Genomic DNA, 19,092 nt, shown 5'->3' on the forward strand with positions numbered 1-19,092 from the left:
ACCGCACCAAAATCGACAGGCAGAACGAGCGCCCTTATTGACAGAGTGGCCCGCAGGGTCAACATTACGCTTTATGGACAAGGATGATGATCTCCCCCGCCGGGCTGACGATCCACTGGCCCGGCTGCACGCGCAGGATCTGGACCCCTTGTCCGTGGCTGAACTGGACGCCCGCATCGTCGCTCTCAAGGCGGAAATAGCGCGGACAGAAGCGAAAATGGAATACGCCGTTAACCATAAGGCAACTGCCGAGGCGTTATTCAAGCGATGAACCCGCGCCTTGCCCCACGCACCCTTTTGACGGGTTCTACCGGGCACGGTCAGTCTGGCAATTCCGCAGGTCGGGACGCACGTCTTGATCCGGCGTCGAGCAATGCCGACATAAGGTTCGATACCGCCCTCTCATCGGGCCAGGAGTAGAACAGACATGCCCTCTTTCGCACCCGCTCTGGAAACGACCCTGCACAATGCGCTGACCCATGCGTCGGAACGCAAGCATGAATATGCCACGCTGGAGCATCTCCTACTGGCACTGATTGATGACGAACATGCGTCAAAAGTGATGCAGGCGTGCGGCGTGGAAATCGGCGAACTGGGCGACGCCGTCACCCAATATCTCGATACGGAACTGGACAGCCTCAAGGTGGAGGGCGCGTCCGACCCCTCCCCCACCAGCGGCTTCCAGCGCGTGGTCCAGCGCGCCATTCTCCATGTGCAATCGTCCGGCAAGGATGAAGTGACCGGGGCCAATGTCCTCGTCGCGCTCTTTTCCGAACGCGAAAGCTATGCCGTCTATTTCCTGCAACAGCAGGATATGAGCCGTCTCGATGCCGTGAGCTTCATCAGCCATGGCGTCGGCAAGGGTACGCCCGCGCCTGAGCGTCAGGAGACCAAGGGGGCAGCCGAAGAGGAGAAGAAGGTGCAGGACGGCAAGGGTAAGAAGGACAGCGCCCTCGATCAGTTCACCGTCAACCTCAATGAGAAGGCGGCGCGCGGCAAGGTCGATCCCCTCATCGGGCGCGGCCCCGAAGTGGACCGCACGATCCAGATCCTGTGCCGCCGCTCGAAAAACAACCCGCTCTATGTCGGCGATCCCGGCGTCGGCAAGACCGCGATTGCCGAAGGTCTGGCGCGCAAGATCATCGAGGGCGAAGTGCCTGACGTCCTCAAGGAAGCGGTCATCTACTCGCTGGACATGGGCGCGCTGCTGGCCGGCACCCGCTATCGCGGCGATTTTGAGGAACGGCTGAAAGCGGTCGTCACTGAACTGGAAAAGCTGCCCCACGCGGTCCTGTTCATCGACGAAATCCACACCGTGATCGGCGCTGGCGCGACCAGCGGCGGCGCGATGGATGCGTCTAACCTGCTCAAGCCCGCTCTGTCGGGCGGCACGATCCGTTGCATCGGATCGACCACCTACAAGGAATTCCGCAACCATTTCGAGAAGGACCGGGCGCTGCTCCGGCGCTTCCAGAAGATCGACGTCAACGAACCTACGATCGAGGATACGATCAAGATCCTCGCCGGGCTGCGCACCGCGTTCGAGGAACATCACCACGTCCGCTACACGCCCGACGCGATCAAGGCGGCGGTGGAGCTTTCGGCGCGCTACATCAACGATCGGAAATTGCCCGACAAGGCGATCGACGTGATCGACGAAGTCGGCGCAATGCAGATGCTGGTCGTGCCAAGCAAGCGCAAGAAGGTGATCACCCCCAAGGAGATCGAACTGGTGATCGCGACCATGGCCCGCATCCCGCCCAAGACCGTCTCCTCCGACGACAAGAGCGTGCTGGAATCGCTGACCACGGACCTGAAGCGCGTCGTGTTTGGCCAGGACAAGGCGATCGAAGTGCTGTCCTCCGCGATCAAGCTGTCGCGCGCGGGCCTGCGCGATCCCGACAAGCCGATCGGCAACTATCTCTTCTCCGGCCCCACCGGCGTCGGCAAGACGGAGGTGGCGCGCCAGCTTGCAACGCTGCTCGGCATCCCGCTCCAGCGCTTCGACATGTCGGAATATATGGAACGCCACTCGGTCAGCCGCCTGATCGGCGCGCCTCCGGGCTATGTCGGCTATGACCAGGGCGGCCTGCTGACCGACGCCGTCGACCAGCAGCCGCACAGCGTCCTGCTGCTCGACGAAATCGAAAAGGCCCACCCCGACCTGTTCAACATCCTGTTGCAGGTGATGGATAATGGCCGCCTGACCGACCATCACGGCAAGACCGTCGATTTCCGCAACACCATCCTCATCATGACCACCAATGCCGGCGCGTCGGACATGGCGAAGGAATCGATCGGCTTTGGCGAACTCACGCGCGAGGATGTGCAGGAGGATGCGGTGAAAAAACTTTTCACCCCCGAATTCCGCAACCGCCTTGATGCGATCGTCCCCTTCGGCTATCTCCCGCCGGAAATCGTCGCCCGCGTCATCGACAAGTTCGTCCTGCAACTCGAACTGCAACTGGCCGACCGCGACGTCCACATCACCCTGGATCAGGATGCCAAGGACTGGCTCACCAAGAAGGGCTATGACAAGCTCTACGGCGCCCGCCCGATGGGCCGCCTGATGCAGGAAAAGATCAAGCAGCCACTGGCCGAGGAACTGCTCTTCGGCAAGCTGGTCCATGGCGGCGAAGTCCATGTCCATATGAAAGACGAAGCCCTCGCCTTCGAAATCACCCCCGCGGCCCCCAAAAAGGGCAAGAAGGGCGGCAAGGCCAAGGCCTCCGAAGGCACAAAATAAGCGCGATGACCGACGCAAACGAAAAGGGCGGCCCGCAACGGCCGCCCTTTTTCATGCCACCCCACCAATCCCCCAACCCCGTCATCCCCGCGGAGGCGGGGATCCATCCTTCGCCACGCGTCTCGATTGGCGAGGGCAGAGGAAGTCAGACTGCTAACCCAATATGGGTGGATGGCGGTCAGTCTGCTTCGGAGGACTTGCGGTCCAATAGATGCCGTAATGAGGTGACGGAAAACCCTGAACTTGAGGTTTTCGCGCATTCGTCCAATCCGACAGTGTTTATCGGGCATAAAGTCGCCATGGACGGAGCGGCATTCAAGCCTCGAAAAACGTGTGTGAAAATTATGTGATTTACGGCAGGTGGCCGGAGGCGACCTCTATGCTACCGACTCCCCTTGTGTCGGATCGACCCCGCTAAGCCTTGCCGCTGCGATACCACCCGCCAATTCGTCTGAAATAAAAATGCCCCCACTAGACAGATGCTTATCGCACCACATGTGCTTTTCACCAATTTGCGATAGGCTGAACACCATTTTCGGCTCGACACTCACATCGAAGCCAAGCGGTATCAGTTCGGGGCGGTCATCGAGATGGCGTGCTGGCATCCACATTTTGCCGCGCACCAGAACCATCGTGGTCTTTTGGTGATCGAGGCTGTCGATACGGTTGCCGACGATCAGGAAAAAGCGATGTTCAAGGTGATCGCCTTCCAGATTGAGATATTCCACAGGGACAAACTGGTGCACTCCCGGTTCGAACTGTTCAAGTAGCGCCTTGGCTCGCGCTGAAACATTGAGCGCATGTTGCCGATCAAAATCCGGGACCGGATGCCCATGCCGATCCAGCCAATGCATCCGCTTGGGTAAGGTGTCGGTCTTGATGTGCCGACCGGAATAGAGTCCTTGCGGCGTATAGCCTCCATCGGCCGTAGGATCGACCAGCTCAACGCGATCGAGCGTGCCGTCAAGAACTTCGGTATCTACATAGTAGCCGTGTTCTGGCTTCACGTTCAGGCCATACACCATCTTCAATTTCACCCGCCTATCAACTCATGGCCCGTCTGCTAAAGGGATTTTCTTAAGAAACGAGCGACATGACGCAAAACAGGTGTTTTCCGTCAGCGTCCGCTTCCGAGCGTCGCGCATTCCCGAACGACTGATTGCCATTGGTCGTCAGCAGCAGTCCGTCTCCTCATCATGCCAGGCTAGGTTAGGCAGCCATCCACATATGTCGATAGCGGACGACCCCACCAAATCCCGCTGGCCCCGTCCCCACATTTCCGCCACCCTCTCCCCAACCGCCCCGCCAAAGGAGAGCCACGCCATGCCCGACACCATCACCCTCTACACCAACCCCATGTCGCGCGGGCAGATTGCCCGCTGGATGCTGGAGGAGGTCGGCGCGCCCTATGAAACAATCGTTCTCGACTATGCGACGAGCATGAAAGCCCCCGATTATCTCGCCATCAACCCGATGGGCAAAGTCCCTGCGATCGTCCACAACGGCACCATCGTCACCGAATGCGCCGCCATCTGCGCCTATCTCGCCGACGCCTTCCCCGCTGCCAACCTCGCCCCGCCAGCGCAAGCGCGCGGCGCTTATTATCGCTGGCTCTTCTTCGCCGCTGGCCCGGTCGAAGCCGCCATCACCAACAAGGCGATGGGCTTCGTCCTGCCCGAAGGGCGGGATCGCAGCGCGGGCTATGGATCGCTCGACGCGGTGCTGGACACGCTCGAACAGGCGGTATCGGGGACGACATGGATTTGCGGCGATCAGTTCACCGCCGCCGACGTCTATGTCGGATCGCAGATCGACTGGGGCCTGACCTTCGGCACCATGCCGGAACGCCCCGCCTTCACCGCCTATGCGGAGCGCCTGCGCGCCCGCTCCGGCTATCAGCGCCAGAAGGAGATCGACGGCGCCCTCATCGCGGCGATGCAGAAACAGCCCTGATCCCACCCACCCCGTACTCCCGCGAAGGCGGGAGTCCAGTGCGGCGCTTGCCCCCCACCACGACCTTCGTGGGATCATCCGCACAAACAAAAAAAGGCCCGGCGGAGATCACTCCGCCGGGCCTTCCTTATCTCGCTACCGCGCCAATCAGTCGCGATTGCCCATGAAGCGCAGCAGGAACAGGAACATGTTGATGAAGTCGAGATAGAGGTTCAGCGCCCCCATGACGACCGACTTGCCCATCATGTCCGTACCCGCAACATGCGCATAGATGCTCTTGATCTTCTGCGTGTCATAGGCGGTCAGGCCCGCGAACAGCAGCACGCCGATGAAGCTGATGACCAGATCCATCGCGCTCGATTTCAGGAACAGGTTGATCAGGCTGGCAACCAGCAGGCCAACGACACCCATGATCAGGAAGGTGCCGAAACCCGACAAATCCTTCTTGGTGGTATAGCCAAACAGGCTCAGTCCCGCGAAAGCCGCCGCCGTCGCAAAGAAGGTCTGGCCGATCGACGTGCCGGTATAGACCAGGAAGATGGACGAGAGCGACAGGCCCATCACCGCGGCATAGGCCCAGAACAGCCCCTGCGCCGCCGCCGTCGACAGCCGGTTGATGCCAAAGCTCAACACCATCACGAACACCAAAGGCGCGAACATGATGACATATTTCAGGATGCCGGGACCGCCCAGCACCTGCAATGCCAGCCCGCTCGACGCAAACAGCACCGCGACGATGCCCGTCAGCAGCACGCCGCTCGCCATATAATTATAGACCGACAGCATATAGCTGCGCAGACCGGCGTCGTACGCCGCACCCTGCGCGACGCTGCTGCCGCCAAAGCCCGCAATATCGGAACGGGGATCAGACCAGTTGGCCATGAAAATTCTCCTTCGTCGGCGTCACTGTCGCCGCTGCATCCATTATCGGCTGTTATGCTCCGATATTCAAGCGCTCTCGTAACCACACTGGCCTAACGCGCGGTAAAGCCTATAGTCGCCGCGTCATGCACCGCCTGTTCGTCGCCATCCGCCCGCCGGCCAGCCACCGCGCGCAGCTGCTTGCGCTGATGGGCGGGGTCGCGGGCGCCCGCTGGCAACGCGACGACCAGCTGCACCTGACGCTGCGCTTCATCGGCGAAGTCGACCGGCATCGCGCCACCGACATCGCCTATGCGCTGCGCGCCATCCGCTTCGCTTCGTTCGACGCCAGCGTCTCAGGCGTCGGCGCGTTCGACCGCCGCGGCGTGATCGACACGCTCTGGGCCGGGGTCCAACCGCGCGATCCGCTCGCCAGCCTGCATCGCAAAGTCGACCGCGCCTGTGTCGCACTTGGCCTGCCGCCCGAAGAACGCGCTTACCTGCCCCACATCACCCTCGCCCGCTTCGGCCGGACAGGCGCGCTGGTCGATCCCTTCCTCGCCGCCCACGCCGCGCTGACCAGCCCGCCCTTCACCATCGACAGCTTCGCCCTGTTCGAAAGCCGCCTCGGCCACAACGGCGCCAACTATCACATCGTCGAGGATTATGGGCCGGGCAGCCCGGCCTGAACGCCGACCCTAGCCCGCCGTCAGTACGCCGCAGGCGATCCGCCCGCCCGCATTGCCCGCCGGATCGCTCATATTGTCGTCGGCCTGTGCATGGATCACCACCGCCGCGCCGTCGGTATCCAGCAAGGGCATCGTCCCGCTGCTGATCTTTCCACCCGCAATGACATATTCGATCGCACCCGTGCCGTCCGACCCGACCGTCATATTGGGCATGTCGCCCATATGCGCCCCCGCCGGATTGTCCATGCCATGCTTGCGCCCGGTCGGGTTCCAATGCCCCCCGGCGCTGGCAAAGTCCGGCGCGGTGCAAATGCCGGTCATATGCACATGCACCGCGTGAATGCCCGGCGTCAGCCCTGTCGCCTTGACCAGCACATGCAGCCCGTCCGCCGCCTCGGTCACGCTGGCGGTGCCACGCGCGGACCCATCACCCGCCGTCAGATTGGCACTGGCCGTTGGCGCAGACGGGTTCGACCCGGTCGTCGCACAGGCCGATGCCGCGACAGTCAAAGGCAAGGCGAGCAATATCGAGGCAAATTTCATGACAAACTCCCGGAGGTCGGCGAACATAGCAGCGAACGCCGCAACGGCGCATTTGTTGCCGATCACCACCGATCTGTCACCGCATTTCTGTCCTGCAAAATCCTGCCAAGTGCAGCCAAACCTATGCCCACACATACCACCGTTCGCTTCGAGCGAAGTCGAGAAGCCACAATCGCACTACCCCGCGCGATACAAGACGGCCAATAGTCCGATGCACACGCCCAACGCCACTCAGCGCAACGAAAAAGGGGCCGGTCTTTCGACCAGCCCCTTCATCTGCTTTCCAACCTTGCGGAAGGAAAAGTCTCTTACTGGCCCGAACCCGGACCGTAGGTGATTTCCACGCGACGGTTCTGCAGTTCGCGAACACCATCGGCGGTTTCGACGCGGGGGTTCGATTCACCGAACGCCTGGGTCGTCATGACGCCATCAGGGATACCCTTCGAAGCCATGTAAGCCTTGACGGCGTCAGCGCGACGCTGCGACAGGCCAACGTTGTACGAGGACGAACCCGACTTGTCCGCATAACCCGCCAGCATGACCTGGGCGCTGCCGCAGTTGCTGTAAGCCGAAACCGCGTTGTCCAGGATGGTGGCGGCGTCAGGCGTGACGTCCGACTTGTCCCATTCGAAGAACACGATGTACGGTCCGGGGCTGCACTCTGCCACTGGCGGCGGAGGCGGCGGCGGGGGAGGCGGCGGGGGAGGAGGCGGCGGGGGAGGCGGCGGAGGAGCAGCCGGTTCGCCAAAGTTGTACGTCAGACCCAGCAGCAGGCTGTGGGTGCGCAGCTTGGTGCTGGCGGTCGAACCTGCGAGGCCAAACGCCGACGTGTAGGCCGGAACCAGCTCGATATCGTCCTGGTTGAAGAAACGATATTTCAGCGAAACGTCGACATTGCTGGTGACCGGATAACGAACACCGGCAATTGCCTGCCAGGCAAAGCCTGTGTCGCTGTCGTTGACGATATCCGAAGCAATCTTACCGCGCGAAACGCCGACGCCGCCGCCGACAAAGCCCTGCAGGCCATCATCGGGACCGAAATCCAGCAAGCCGTTCAGCATGAACGACAGGGCCGAACCCGCGCCGCCAAAACCGGTCTTGTCGAGATCAATTTTGGCGCGCTTGTAAGCGGCTTCGGCTTCCAGACGGAAACCGCCGAAATCATAGCCGATATTGGCGTCGAAATCATAACCCTTATGATAATCGATCGACGGGACCGGACGGCCACCGGCAGGAACTGCCGAGAAAGTCATGTCCTGGTCTTCGACCAGCAGCACACCGGCGTCAACGCCGACATACCAGCTGTCGTCACGTGCCATGGCCGGGGTGGCCAAAGCAGTGGTAGCAAGAGCAGCCGCGAGGGCAAGCTTCCGCATCTGAATTCCCCTTTCAAAAGTGTCACGAAGGACTGCTGAAACCCTGTATCGGGAAGAAAGTTTCATGGCAAGTCCACAAATAGTGAAACCGTTGCAAAAATAACGCAGTAGGGCTCCTCGGAACCCCCTGTGAGGCTAATCGCATGGTTCACTCAGCTAATAGCGAGGCGACATGACAAGAAAAAGTAAATTCTGACAAATTTAGCTTTCGATCAGCCCATGTGTCCTTAAAGCAACGAGTATGGCCTCCAGTGTAGTGCGCGCCTCTGCGTCAATCGTCGCGCCGCCCGTTGGCGCGGCAATCGCGCCCTGCCGCCCACTCACCACTTTCTCCCCGTCCAGATACAGCCCATCGTCCCGCACCAATGCGTCCCGCCACAGGCTTCCGTCATGAAAAAGCGCATGCCCCCGGTCCGCCACATCCATCGACAGCCCGGCACGCGGCGCCACAAAACGCCACCCCCCCTCGCTCCAGCTGGCAACGCATCCCTCCTGTCCGGTCCATGCGCCACTCGCGCCAGCCGCCACGATCCAGCATTGCCCCACCGTCGGCGTCGCAGGCGGCGTCGCCACATCCGCGCTCTCGACCCTGCCGTGCAGCAGCGCATCGATCCGCACCAGCGCCTCATTGTGGAAAATTTCCTTCTGCGCCTGCCCCGCAAACAGCATCGGCATCGCCCATCGCGCCGTCATGTCCATCACCATCGCTCCCGTCCCAAATCAAATCGTGATCCCGATCACCCCCGCCCGCCCGGTCGCAAAGGTGCCGACCTGCCGCACCTCCACGCGCAGCGCGCCGTCATGCCCGGCACCACTATCCACCGCGATCATCGCCGCGTCATAGGTCCAGCCCGGCACCACCGTCTCGGCACTGCGCACCACCACATCGCCATCCAGCACCCGCACGACATAGCGCTCGCTCTCCTCGCCCAGCGGCACATCGCCGCCGCTGCTCCAGCGCCATCCCGCACGGCTGCGCCGCGTCCAGCCGATCACCCAACCACCGCTCACCGCCCGCGCCGTCAGATGCACCGGCGCGGGCGGCATCAGCGCCTCGCCCGTAACCGCCACTTCGGCCACCACAGGCTCCACATCGCCCAGCCCGATCGCCGATAACTGCACCGTCCCGCCAACCTCGCCCGCCACGCCCAGCATCGCCAGCGGCTCGACCAGCCGTTCCTCCTCGATCAGCAGGAAGGCCTCGCCCGCCGCATGACCCGCCATCGCCCATTCGGTCCCGCGCAACCCCCGGCGCAAATCGGTCAGCCGATAGCTCGCCTCACCCGTCTGCACCGCCGCGCCAAACTGGATCAGTTCGCGCCCGACCAGACACAGGTTCCGTCCCTGCGCCAGCGCCGCCTCATCCGCCGACAATAATTCCATATCCGCCGCCAGCAACGTCACCAGCAGTGCGTTCTGCCCGTCCACCATCGTCACGCTACCCGGCGACAGCGCATTATCCGCCACGCCCATCACTGCCCGCGGCGCACTCCGGCCGATCGGCACAGCCTCGCCCGTCCCGCTCATGGCAAACAGCGCCGCACTGCGCCAACCTGGCCCCCCACTCGCCGCAGCCAGCACCAAAGGCGCACTCGCCACCCCGTCGGTCAGACGCGGCACATCGGCCAGAATCAGGCTCGTAACCCCATGCGGCGCATCCACCTGCCGCACGATCGCGCCGGACGACGCCCCGCCCGGCATCGCCCCGCCAGCCCCCGGCACCCGCCGCAGCGACAGCCGCACCGCCATCGCCTCCCACTCGCGCTCCTCGATCCGCCATAGCCCCGGCGCATCGACCACCCGCAACACCATGCCCGGCTCCAGCCCCAGCCCCGCCCAGCCGCAACGCAGCACCATCGTAGCCCGCCCGGTCCAGCCACTCGCCAGCCGCTCGCCAGCCAGCCCCCGCGCCGCATCCGCCGCCAGCACGGCGGGCAGCTCGATCCCGCGCTCGCTGCGCCCCGGCCCCGGCCGCGTCACCCGCTGCACACCCGCCTGATAATCACGCGCCGCATCATAATGGCGCAGCGACAGAGCCACCGGCACGCCGTCCGCCGCCCCGCCCGACTGCTCGATGGCATCGACCGCCCGCCCATTGACCCGCGCCGCCAGCGCGCGGGAACCAATCTCGTCCACGCTCTCGCCCGCAGCGATCAGCGCCAACCCCTGCAACGCAAGCCCATGCGCCTCGACCAGTGGCGTGATAGCCTCCCGCACATCCGCCCCGCTTGCCGCATAGCCCGCGACACTGGCCAGCCCGGCCCCGCCGATCCGCCCGCCACTCACCGCCGCCGCAATCGCCCCGATCGCCACAGCCCCCTCGTCCGCCTCCACCTCGAACGTCAGCGACGGAATACGATTGCCATAATCCTCCAGCGCCAGATCCTCGAACAGGGCATAGGCGATGCCGCGATGCGCCGGCGTCTCCCCCACGCCCTGCGCCGCCGCGATCAGCGGATCGACGGGCTGGTTCTCACCGCCCAAATGCACCCGGAAGGCCGACACCGCGCTCTTGAAGTCCCCCGCCGCCCCGCGCAGCAAATTGCCATCGGCCCAGATCCGCCCGATCGACCTTATCTTGCGCGCCGACAAAGCCACCGCAAAACTCGCCGAATAGCTGTAGCTGGTCACGCTTGGCCGTCCCTTGCCGCCGCCGCTCTTGCTTTTCGTCTCGCGCAGGTCGGTCGCCCAGATCACCGTCCCGGCGACCCGCATCGTCCCGAACAATTGTGGCACCTGTGTCCCATAACTCGACGTCTGCACCTGCAATTCGTTCAGGCGCGGCCCTTCCCGCCCCTTGGGCTTGAACAGCACCGCATGGTCGATCGCATTGCCGATCAGCGCCCCGATAGCCCCACCGATCGGCCCGCCAATCACCGTGCCAACCGCACTCAGCACCACCGTCGCCATAAATGTCTCCCAAAATGCAACGTGCTCCCGCGAAGGCGGGAGCCCAGTTCAGGCCGCGGGACTGGTCTCCCGCCTACGCGGGAGCACGTTCATATCAAGGCCCACCTGCCCATCACCGGCCAGGGCGACGCCCCCGGCATCTCGACCACGCGCCGCAACCCGGCATGGGCATGGACAAAGCCCCCCGGCACACAGATCATCAGATGCAATTGCAACGGCGCCGGCCGCACCAGCGCCACATCGCCCGGCGCGCCGCCCGCCACCGGCACCAGCCCCGCCGCCCGCAGCCACCCTTCCGCTCGCCCGACATCGCCACTACGCAACCCATAAGCGCAAGGCGCAACCCGCCCCAGCGCCAGCGCCACCAGCCCGACACAATCCACGCCAGCCGCGCTCCGCCCATGCAATCGAAACGGCACGCCCACCAGCGCCCGCGCCCGCTCCACCGCGCTCATGCGCCGGGATAGCGGGTCAGCAAATCCATCCCCGGCAGATAAGGCTCGCCCCGAAAATTCACCCCATTGCCAAAGCGCCCCGCGCAGGTCGCCATCTGCCGGTCGCACCCTTCCGTCAGCAACGCCAGCGTCCCCGCCGCCACGGCAAAGGCCGGGGGATCGGCCAGCGTCACCCCGTCCCCCCCATTGTCCACCACCCCCTGCACCAGCCCCGCATTGGCCCCGCCCAGCCAGCGCAAGGTCCCGAACGCATAATCCCCCGCCACCAGCCCGGTGACAGCAGCCTCAGCACCATCAACACCGGAAACCGCCACCACCCGTCGCCGCCCCGCCAGATCGACCCGGCACGCCCGGTCGCCCAGGCTCGCGCGACAATCGGGCGACGTCGACGGCGCAACCGCCGCCCCCAGCACCGCCGCAGCGCCGATCAGCTCGGCACTGAACGCCGCCCCCTTGCGCGCCACCGCACCAATCTCACCCCGCGCCAGCGACAGCCACAACACACCCGGCGCCTCCCACTGCGTCAGCCACAGCTCCAGCGCCGCCCCGTCCCAGCGCCCCGCCATCAGATCCGCCTCGCTGATCGCATCACTGGAAAGCGCCCCCGCCAGGTCGCTATCCTCCCCCTCCAGCCCGATCCCGCTGCGCACCGCCGACGGCGTCATCCCCGGCGCGGCGCGATAGGTGAGGCCATCAATCATCAGATCGCGATCATGGCTGGTCAGCCGATCGTCACCCCATCCCGCCGCTCGATCCGCCAGCAAAAGGCCAAAGTCACGAGCGGCTGCTCCAGCGCCCCGATCATGCTCATTCGCGTATCTCCACCAGCGGCACCGACGGCGCTTCCCCCGCCGCAAAGGTCGCCCGGTTGATGTCCAGCCGGTCCTCGGCAAAGCGCACCGGCACGTCGAAGCGGAACCCCGCGGTCAGCAGCACGCCATCGGCAGGTGCCTCATCAAAGGCGATGACCCCCATCCCCTCATGGCTCCACCCGCCAACCATCTCGACGCCATCGGCCGCCACCCGGATCGTCCCCGCCACTAGCCGCGTAATAATCCGCCCCTGCGCATCCTCACCCACGCCATAATAGCGCATCAACTGAAACGCGGCCTGCACCCCGTCCCCCACGCCCAGCCGTTGGTCGAGCGGTCCCGGCGCCTGCCCCATCGCCCCGCTGCGATCATCATAGGGATCGCTGAACCGGAACCCCCGCGCCGCGCCCCGCCGCGCCCGGAAAAACGCGATCAGCGCCCCAATGTCCGCTTCGGACCGCACCCCCGGCCCGGCATCGAAGGACAGCCGCGCATCCGCCCAGTCGCTGCTCCGCCGCTCATGCCCGGACGGGCTTTCGACAATCTGCGTCGAAAAGGTCGGCGACAGGCTTGCCTCCCGCCCAATGGCCAAAGGAAACAGCACATCATCAAAGGCTTGCATCGCATCCTCTCCATCAATTCTGAACGCAACAAAGCCATCGCGGCACACCTGCGGCAGCGCCCAGATAAAGGTTTCCGCCGTCCCCCGATCCACCGACGCCTGCGCCGCCGCCGCAATCGCGCGCCACTGCGCCGCTTGGCTCCCCAACAGCACAAAGCCCGCCAGATAATGCTGCTCGTCGACCGGATAGCCCAGCCGCGCCGTCGCCAGCTCAATGCCCCGCGCGGTCAGCCCAGGCCGCCCCTCGGTCACCCAGTCATAATCTTCCAGTTGCAGCACATCGAAGGCAGGCGACGCCCACCCCACCGGCATGTTCGCCCGCTTGGCTTCGGGCGCGCGTGGGTCCAGTATCGTCGGCAGATAGGCCAGTAAATGCGTCATCGCTCCCGGCGCAACCGCCTTCACCGCCGCGCACAGGGCCGCCGTCGATGCCGCCAGCACCGCGCCCGCCTGATCCAGCAACGCGCATTGCGCCCCGTCCAGCGCGCCCCAGATGCTCGCAATCGACACCGGACTACCGCCAAAGGCCGCCCGCGCGGCATCATCATAGATGCATATCCGCCCGTCGCCCGGCACCACCCACCACCAGGGCTCGCCCACCTGAAACAGGATCGGCAATCCCGCTTCCAACCCGATGAAAACAAAGGCACCTGCCACCGCCCGCAAATAAGCCATCGCCCCGCCATGCGCGGGCGACAGCAAGGTCGAAGGCGGCACCCACCCCGTCAGCGCCGGATCGCCATTTTCCGCCCGCTGCTTCCAGTCGTTCCAGCAATGCGCATCGAACAGTTCATAGGAGAGCGACCAGATCACATCGAAGCCCAGCGCCTTGGCCCGTGCCGCAAAATCCCGATGCCACGCCGCGCACGGCGCGTTCAGCACGCCCCCCGCCAGACTGACGTAAAGCCCACTGCCAACCCGTTCGAGCCGGAAATAATGGCTCATCCCGACATAATGGTTGATCGCCCCGCGATACCCCAACGCATGGATCGCCGCGACCACCCGCTCCGGCGTCTGGTTGAAACAGTCATCATAGCCCGTCGCAATGGCCAGCCCATGCTCCGGCACCATGACGTCACCCACCGCCAGCACGGACCCGGCCCCGTCGCACGCCATGTCCGAAAGCTCGGCCCAGCCCTCGACCACCCCGACAAAGGGCGTATCCCCCGCATCATAATCGGGCGGCACCAGCGATATGAACATCCGGTCCACATCTCCCGCCCACACCGGATCGGCCTCGTCCGGCAGCAGAAAGCCGCCCTCCAGCGCGGCAAAATCCAGCGTAATCACCGCATCTTCCGGCCCACCGCTCGCATAGTTCCACAAGCGCACATACCAGGCGCGCGGATTCCCCGCCGCGTCCCGCCCCTCGATCGTCAGCGTCGGCCCATGCGTCTCGTCCAGCTGGCGCAGCCCCCCGCTCCGCCAGCGAAACCGCATGACACACGCGCCAAAATCCCGCGCGGTCTCATAGGCCAGCAAAGGATGGCTCCACCCGTCCGCCGCCTCCCAGATCAGCCCCGCCAGATCGCCCGACCCATAAAAGGTCGCGTCCACCCGCAAAGCATCTGCCCCGGTCGTGACCACGCTCGCCATCATCGGGCGCGGGAAATTGACGGTCCAGTGGGTCGGGGCAAAGCGCTTCATCCAGCGCATCTCCTGCCCCCGCCGCGCATCCGCCAGCCAATAGTCGATGCCCGCCATCAGCCCAGCGCCCCCTTCACCGCCCGCGCCACCTGCCGCGCACTGCGCGCCAGCAACCGCGCCTCACTCTCCCCACCGCGCCCATTCACCGCGATGCTCACCCGCACGTCCCGCGCGCCCCCGCCATGTGCGATCACCTGCCCGCTGCTCGTCGGCACGAACATTTCCGGCCCGCGCTCACCGACCATATAGGCCCGCCCCGGCGCAACCGGCCCGCCCGTCGCCCGCCCCGGCAGCCCCAGCGCCGACGTCAGCAACGACGCCCCCAGATTGACGAGACCACCCCCGCCACCGGCACCATTCATCGCCGTCCGCAACGCACTGGCTGCAATCTCGTCCAGCACCGACAGCGCGATCCGCCGCAAATCCTCAAAGCCGAACTTGCCCGTCCGCACCGCCCGCAACAGCCCCTGCTCGATCCGCCTTCCGGCCTTCTCAGCCCCATCGCCCAGAGGCCCCTCAATCCCCGCCCGCATCGCCTCCACGTCCCGGCTCAACCCCTGCGTATCCGCCCGAACCCGCACCACCAGCGTCTCGATTTCCTCGTCCACCAGCGCCTCCCATCAAAAAAATGCCTTCTCCCCGGCGGGGAGAAGGATACGAAGCCTTGGCAGCTTGCTGCCTAGGCGCAGTTGGAAGAGGAGGTTCAACGCCAGATCAATCCGGGAACATCGCCCGCAACCGATCCAGAACCGCCCCATCCACCCCCGCATCCACAACCTCATCCCCCCGCGCCGCCCGCAGCACCACCGCCAGCTCCGCGGGCGTCGCGCGCCAAAACTCATCGGGCCGCCAGCCCAGCAGCCACCCGGCCACCCCCGCAAGCCGCGCCGCGCCCTGCGCAAAGCCCGTCATTTCCCCGCCAATATCTGCTGCAAAATCGCCTTCAGCACCGGCGTCACCTTCGCCAGCCCGACCGCCAATATCGCCTCGCCCAGCGTCTCGCGATCCATCCGGTCCCGATCGACCAGGCAATGCCAGAACAAAGCCACCAGATCGCCCAGCGACAGCTTCCCGTCCGCCGCCCGCTCCACCAGCGCGAACAGCGGCCCCAGTTCCGCCTCCGCCGCCACCAGCGCACCAAAGCTCGGCCGCAACGCCAGCACGTCCCCGCCAATCTCCAGCGCCGCCTCGCCGCGCTCCGCGTTCGCCCCGCTCATTCCGACACCACCGCGCCGGAGCTTTCCAGGCTCAGCGCATAATTGCGCTCGCCATTATAATCCCCGGCATAGTCCAGCCGCGTCACCAGAAAGCGCCCGCGCATCCGCTCGCCGCTCTCGAAACTCAGCTCATAATCCTCGATCGTGCCGGACAGCGCATGGTTACGAATGCGCACCTCCGCCGCCGACCCGGTAAACAGCCCCGCCGCCGACACGCTGACCGATCGCACCCCCGCGCCCGACAACAATTCGCGCCAGCCGCCCGAATCCTTGGACGTGATGTTCACCGCCTCGCCATTCACGGACAATTGCGTAGTGCGCATCCCCGCTACGGTCGCATATGTTGCCGGAATGTTGCCATCCCCCACTTTCAACAGAAACGCACTTCCCTTTTCGACGCCCATGGCGCATCCTTTCTTCCGATAAAGCGTGCAAAACGCTGGTTAAGGAGAGTCCCAATGATCTTCATCGCACCGCTCATGTTGCTGGCAGCAGCAGCCGCTCCCGCCGCGGATCCTGTCGGCGCGGGTCGCAAGGCCTATTCGCAATGCGTGGCCGCCCAGATTCAGCCCGGCCTGGAAAAGAAGCTGACGGTCGGCGATTTTCAGTCCGAAATGAAAAAGACCTGCGCCGCCAAGGAAGCCGCCTTTCGCGCCGCAATCGTCGCCGCCGACAAGGCCGACGGCATGTCCGAAAAAGCCGCCCAGGCCGACGCCGACGACCAGATCGCCGAATATGTCGACAAGATCACCGCGGAATATGAGGACTATAACAGGCCGGGGTAACGCGCATATTTCTCTCTCCCCGCCGGGGAGAGATACGAAGGCTTGGCAGCTTGCTGCCTAGCCGCAGTTGAGAGGGGGTACGGCGCTCAATCCATTGCGCCTACCCCTCCCACACCGCCCTTACCCGATAATCCACCACCGCCGACCAGCCACCACCCTGCCGCACCGCCCGCGCCACGCGCGACCGCACCAGCCGCGCGGTCACGATCCGCCACCCGTCGCGCACCGCCACGCCCGCCAGCACCGGGTCGATCCGCGCGATCATCCCCGCCAGCCGCCCCGGCGTCTCGCCGCCATCATGCAGGCCGATGGTCAGCCGCAGCTCGCGCCCCGCCACATCCTTGCCGCCCCAGTCCGCGCCGATACAGTCGCCGACCACGCCATAGGGCAGGCTGGCCCGCACCGGCTCACCGTCGAACAGGCCGTTCAGCCCGTCCATCAGCGCGCTATCCGCCCGCAGCGCATCGATCACCGCCGCGCGCACCGTCACCTCAGCGCTCATAATCCGCCCCTTCCCGCGTCCCGCAGCGCAAGATCCCGCCACCAGCGCGCCGCAAGGCCACGCCCGGACGCCCGCACCGCATCCCCCTCGACCACCACCGCAAGCCCGGCCTCTTCCAGCCCCGCCGCCACAGCCGCCAGCCTGCGCGCCGCCCGCTGCTCCACCAGCCGCGCCAGCGCCGCCCTCATCGCAACCGCATCCGCCGCCAGGGCCGCCACAGCGCGCTCACCACCGCAGGCGGCGCGGCACCCTCCGTCCCGCGCGCAGAAAAATGCTCCGCCGCCAGCCGCACGATCCCCTGCCGCAATGCTTCGGGCAGGCCATTCATCTCGCTCGCCATCCCGGCCGAATAGCGCACCAACAACCGCCGCCGGTCCCCCGCCCGCGTCGATCGCACCCATCCCTCGCCCGCCGCATCAATGTCGATCGCATAGCCATCGACCGGCAAGGCCACCGCCGTGCCATCAACCTCCACCGCCTCGACACTCTCGATTCCCACGACTGGCCGCGCCGCCAGCCTCTGCCAGCTCCCGTCGCCCGCCACCGTCTCGCGCGCGCCCCGCACGATCAGCCATTGCCCGACAAATTGCTCGCACAAGGCCGCCGCGCTCCGCAGCAACCCGGTCAGCACCCCATCCTCGCCGCTCGTCTCGATCCGCAAATAGGCCTTCAGCTCGGCCAGCGACGCCGCCAGCGCCCCGCTCTCATCCTGCGCCAGCATCAGCGTTCCTCCACCCGAAATGTCACCGACCGCTCATCGACCTGCCCGTCGGACAGAGTGACCCGGTTGGTCAGCCGATACAGATGCCCGACCAGCCCCCCGCTCACCCGCACGCTGGCCCGCGCTGCCTCAAAAGCCGACGCCCCGACGCTAAGCCCGCCCGCCTCGACCGGCTCCACGCTCCACGCACTGGCAAGGATCGTCTGCCCCGCCAGATGGGCCGACCAGTCGATGCCATGATCGATGCTGCTATCGGCATCCTTCAGATACAGGCTCATCGCTGCTTGCTCCCCACAAACAAAAGGGGGAGAGACGCGAACGCCTCCCCCCCAAAAAACCTTCTCCCCTGGGGGGAGAAGGATACGCAGCCTTACTGGCGCAGCCAGTTAGGCGAAGTTGGATGAGGGGGTACGACGCCGGCCCCCTCGCCCGTCACGAAGCCGCAAACTTCATCAACTTAATCGCCTCGCTATTCGCCACAGCCCCGCCGATCCGCTTGACCGCATAGAAATGCACGAACGGCTTGTTGCTGAACGGATCGCGCAAAATGCTGGTGTCGCTACGCTCGGCAATGACATAGCCCGCCTGGAAATTGCCGAAGGCGATCGATAGGCTCCCGGCGCTGATGTCCGGCATATCCTCGGCCTCCCACAACGCATAGATTGTAGAGAGCATTTTAACGGAGGCAATTTAGAGGCAAGCACATGACCAAAAACGCCGTGATATACGCCCGGTTTAGCTCATTGGAGCAAAGCAAGGGTTACTCACTCGAACGCCAGATGAAAAATGGCAGGGAATATGTCGAGCGCAACGGCTGGCAAGTCGAGTCGGAATTAAAAGACGAGGGTAAAAGCGCATTCCACGGCAGCAACCGGATCGAAGGCACCGCACTCCATACTTTTGAACTCGAAGCTCGAAATGGCAAACATCAAGGCAAAGTCCTATGCGTCGAAAACATCGACCGCCTATCTCGTCAGGGAGCGAAAGCCGCCGCGCAGCTTGTCTGGGCGCTTAATGGTCAAGGCGTCGATGTTGCGACCTGGCATGACGGCTATATCTACAAAGCCGATGGTAGCGGCGACCTCATGGAATTGTTCAGCGTCATCATAAAGGCGCAAATGGCCTATGAGGAAAGCCTTAAAAAGAGCCAAAGGAGCCGGGACAACTGGGAAAAGAAGTATCGGGACATTGAGGCGGGCTGAACCGCCCCGGGATTGCCGGAGGCCCTAACTCCTGAGAGGAAGGGTCTACGA

General features: G+C 64.7%; 22 protein-coding genes and 2 pseudogenes. 6 read left to right on the top strand and 18 right to left on the bottom strand.

What is annotated here, in order from left to right; all coding sequences use genetic code 11:
- The first annotated feature begins 73 nt into the window (after positions 1–73).
- Both ACODR8_RS04625 and clpA read left to right on the top strand, forming a co-directional pair.
- Positions 74–271 carry a DUF1192 domain-containing protein gene (locus tag ACODR8_RS04625; RefSeq protein WP_489006146.1) on the top strand — a complete coding sequence of 66 codons (198 nt, stop codon included), beginning with the start codon at positions 74–76 and terminating at the stop codon, positions 269–271.
- A gap of 156 nt (positions 272–427) precedes the next feature.
- Positions 428–2,746: an ATP-dependent Clp protease ATP-binding subunit ClpA gene (gene clpA, locus ACODR8_RS04630; protein ID WP_489006147.1), complete on the top strand. Its 2,319-nt coding sequence runs from the start codon at positions 428–430 to the stop codon at positions 2,744–2,746.
- A 377-nt stretch (positions 2,747–3,123) separates the two neighbouring features.
- On the opposite strand, the gene ACODR8_RS04635 is transcribed toward clpA, so the two are convergent.
- Positions 3,124–3,771, bottom strand: coding sequence for an imm11 family protein (locus ACODR8_RS04635; RefSeq protein ID WP_489006195.1), 648 nt, complete (start codon positions 3,769–3,771; stop codon positions 3,124–3,126).
- A 298-nt stretch (positions 3,772–4,069) separates the two neighbouring features.
- Here ACODR8_RS04635 and ACODR8_RS04640 point away from each other — a divergent pair, with 298 nt between their 5' ends.
- Positions 4,070–4,699, top strand: a complete 630-nt coding sequence (locus tag ACODR8_RS04640; protein ID WP_489006148.1) for a glutathione S-transferase family protein — start codon at positions 4,070–4,072, stop codon at positions 4,697–4,699.
- Between the two features lie 147 nt (positions 4,700–4,846).
- On the opposite strand, the gene ACODR8_RS04645 is transcribed toward ACODR8_RS04640, so the two are convergent.
- On the bottom strand, positions 4,847–5,581 hold the full coding sequence (locus ACODR8_RS04645; protein WP_489006149.1) for a Bax inhibitor-1/YccA family protein: 735 nt from the start codon (positions 5,579–5,581) through the stop codon (positions 4,847–4,849).
- A 125-nt stretch (positions 5,582–5,706) separates the two neighbouring features.
- Between ACODR8_RS04645 and thpR the strand changes: the two genes are divergently transcribed.
- A complete protein-coding gene (thpR, locus tag ACODR8_RS04650) occupies positions 5,707–6,249 on the top strand; it encodes an RNA 2',3'-cyclic phosphodiesterase (RefSeq protein ID WP_489006150.1) in 543 nt (180 codons plus the stop codon).
- Between the two features lie 9 nt (positions 6,250–6,258).
- Here thpR and ACODR8_RS04655 read toward each other — a convergent pair whose 3' ends face one another.
- The 11 genes and pseudogenes from ACODR8_RS04655 to ACODR8_RS04705 form a co-directional block, all read right to left on the bottom strand.
- Positions 6,259–6,792: a superoxide dismutase family protein gene (locus tag ACODR8_RS04655; protein ID WP_489006151.1), complete on the bottom strand. Its 534-nt coding sequence runs from the start codon at positions 6,790–6,792 to the stop codon at positions 6,259–6,261.
- A gap of 308 nt (positions 6,793–7,100) precedes the next feature.
- Positions 7,101–8,168: an OmpA family protein gene (locus ACODR8_RS04660; protein WP_489006152.1), complete on the bottom strand. Its 1,068-nt coding sequence runs from the start codon at positions 8,166–8,168 to the stop codon at positions 7,101–7,103.
- 201 nt (positions 8,169–8,369) lie between these two features.
- The gene (locus tag ACODR8_RS04665; protein ID WP_489006196.1) at positions 8,370–8,867 is read right to left on the bottom strand and encodes a DUF2793 domain-containing protein; all 498 of its coding nucleotides are present in this window, start codon (positions 8,865–8,867) and stop codon (positions 8,370–8,372) included.
- 21 nt (positions 8,868–8,888) lie between these two features.
- Complete coding sequence (locus ACODR8_RS04670) at positions 8,889–11,078, bottom strand: phage tail protein (protein ID WP_489006153.1); 2,190 nt, start codon at positions 11,076–11,078, stop codon at positions 8,889–8,891.
- A gap of 89 nt (positions 11,079–11,167) precedes the next feature.
- A complete protein-coding gene (locus tag ACODR8_RS04675) occupies positions 11,168–11,533 on the bottom strand; it encodes an NlpC/P60 family protein (protein ID WP_489006154.1) in 366 nt (121 codons plus the stop codon).
- Positions 11,530–12,338 (bottom strand): annotated as a pseudogene (locus ACODR8_RS04680) (DUF2163 domain-containing protein). The gene ACODR8_RS04675 and the pseudogene ACODR8_RS04680 overlap by 4 nt, the downstream one beginning before the upstream one ends.
- A gap of 2 nt (positions 12,339–12,340) precedes the next feature.
- Positions 12,341–14,671 (bottom strand): phage distal tail protein, Rcc01695 family, encoded by a 2,331-nt coding sequence (locus tag ACODR8_RS04685; RefSeq protein ID WP_489006155.1) that lies wholly within the window; start codon positions 14,669–14,671, stop codon positions 12,341–12,343.
- The gene (locus tag ACODR8_RS04690) at positions 14,671–15,222 is read right to left on the bottom strand and encodes a tail tape measure protein (protein WP_489006156.1); all 552 of its coding nucleotides are present in this window, start codon (positions 15,220–15,222) and stop codon (positions 14,671–14,673) included. The genes ACODR8_RS04685 and ACODR8_RS04690 overlap by 1 nt, the downstream gene beginning before the upstream one ends.
- A gap of 106 nt (positions 15,223–15,328) precedes the next feature.
- Positions 15,329–15,526: a phage tail assembly chaperone gene (locus ACODR8_RS04695; RefSeq protein ID WP_489006157.1), complete on the bottom strand. Its 198-nt coding sequence runs from the start codon at positions 15,524–15,526 to the stop codon at positions 15,329–15,331.
- A complete protein-coding gene (locus tag ACODR8_RS04700; RefSeq protein WP_489006158.1) occupies positions 15,523–15,831 on the bottom strand; it encodes a gene transfer agent family protein in 309 nt (102 codons plus the stop codon). The genes ACODR8_RS04695 and ACODR8_RS04700 overlap by 4 nt, the downstream gene beginning before the upstream one ends.
- Positions 15,828–16,235, bottom strand: coding sequence for a phage major tail protein, TP901-1 family (locus ACODR8_RS04705; protein WP_119744352.1), 408 nt, complete (start codon positions 16,233–16,235; stop codon positions 15,828–15,830). Before ACODR8_RS04705 ends, ACODR8_RS04700 begins: the two co-directional genes overlap by 4 nt.
- A 54-nt stretch (positions 16,236–16,289) precedes the next feature.
- Here ACODR8_RS04705 and ACODR8_RS04710 point away from each other — a divergent pair, with 54 nt between their 5' ends.
- Positions 16,290–16,616: a hypothetical protein gene (locus ACODR8_RS04710; protein WP_489006159.1), complete on the top strand. Its 327-nt coding sequence runs from the start codon at positions 16,290–16,292 to the stop codon at positions 16,614–16,616.
- Positions 16,617–16,716: 100 nt separating this feature from the next.
- On the opposite strand, the gene gp17 is transcribed toward ACODR8_RS04710, so the two are convergent.
- The 5 genes and pseudogenes from gp17 to ACODR8_RS04735 form a co-directional block, all read right to left on the bottom strand.
- Positions 16,717–17,118 carry a tail completion protein gp17 gene (gene gp17, locus ACODR8_RS04715; protein ID WP_489006160.1) on the bottom strand — a complete coding sequence of 134 codons (402 nt, stop codon included), beginning with the start codon at positions 17,116–17,118 and terminating at the stop codon, positions 16,717–16,719.
- Positions 17,115–17,306, bottom strand: a complete 192-nt coding sequence (locus ACODR8_RS04720) for a hypothetical protein (RefSeq protein ID WP_489006161.1) — start codon at positions 17,304–17,306, stop codon at positions 17,115–17,117. Before ACODR8_RS04720 ends, gp17 begins: the two co-directional genes overlap by 4 nt.
- A complete protein-coding gene (locus ACODR8_RS04725; RefSeq protein ID WP_489006162.1) occupies positions 17,303–17,839 on the bottom strand; it encodes a head-tail connector protein in 537 nt (178 codons plus the stop codon). Before ACODR8_RS04725 ends, ACODR8_RS04720 begins: the two co-directional genes overlap by 4 nt.
- Complete coding sequence (locus tag ACODR8_RS04730) at positions 17,839–18,117, bottom strand: phage fiber-tail adaptor protein (protein ID WP_489006163.1); 279 nt, start codon at positions 18,115–18,117, stop codon at positions 17,839–17,841. Before ACODR8_RS04730 ends, ACODR8_RS04725 begins: the two co-directional genes overlap by 1 nt.
- A gap of 154 nt (positions 18,118–18,271) precedes the next feature.
- Positions 18,272–18,499, bottom strand: a pseudogene (locus ACODR8_RS04735) (phage major capsid protein); the annotation flags it as partial.
- A 44-nt stretch (positions 18,500–18,543) separates the two neighbouring features.
- On the opposite strand from ACODR8_RS04735, the gene ACODR8_RS04740 reads away from it, so the two are divergent.
- Entirely contained in the window at positions 18,544–19,041 is a 498-nt protein-coding gene (locus ACODR8_RS04740) for a recombinase family protein (protein WP_489006164.1), read from the top strand.
- Positions 19,042–19,092 lie beyond the last annotated feature (51 nt).

The organism is Sphingobium sp. FG58, assembly GCF_057809055.1.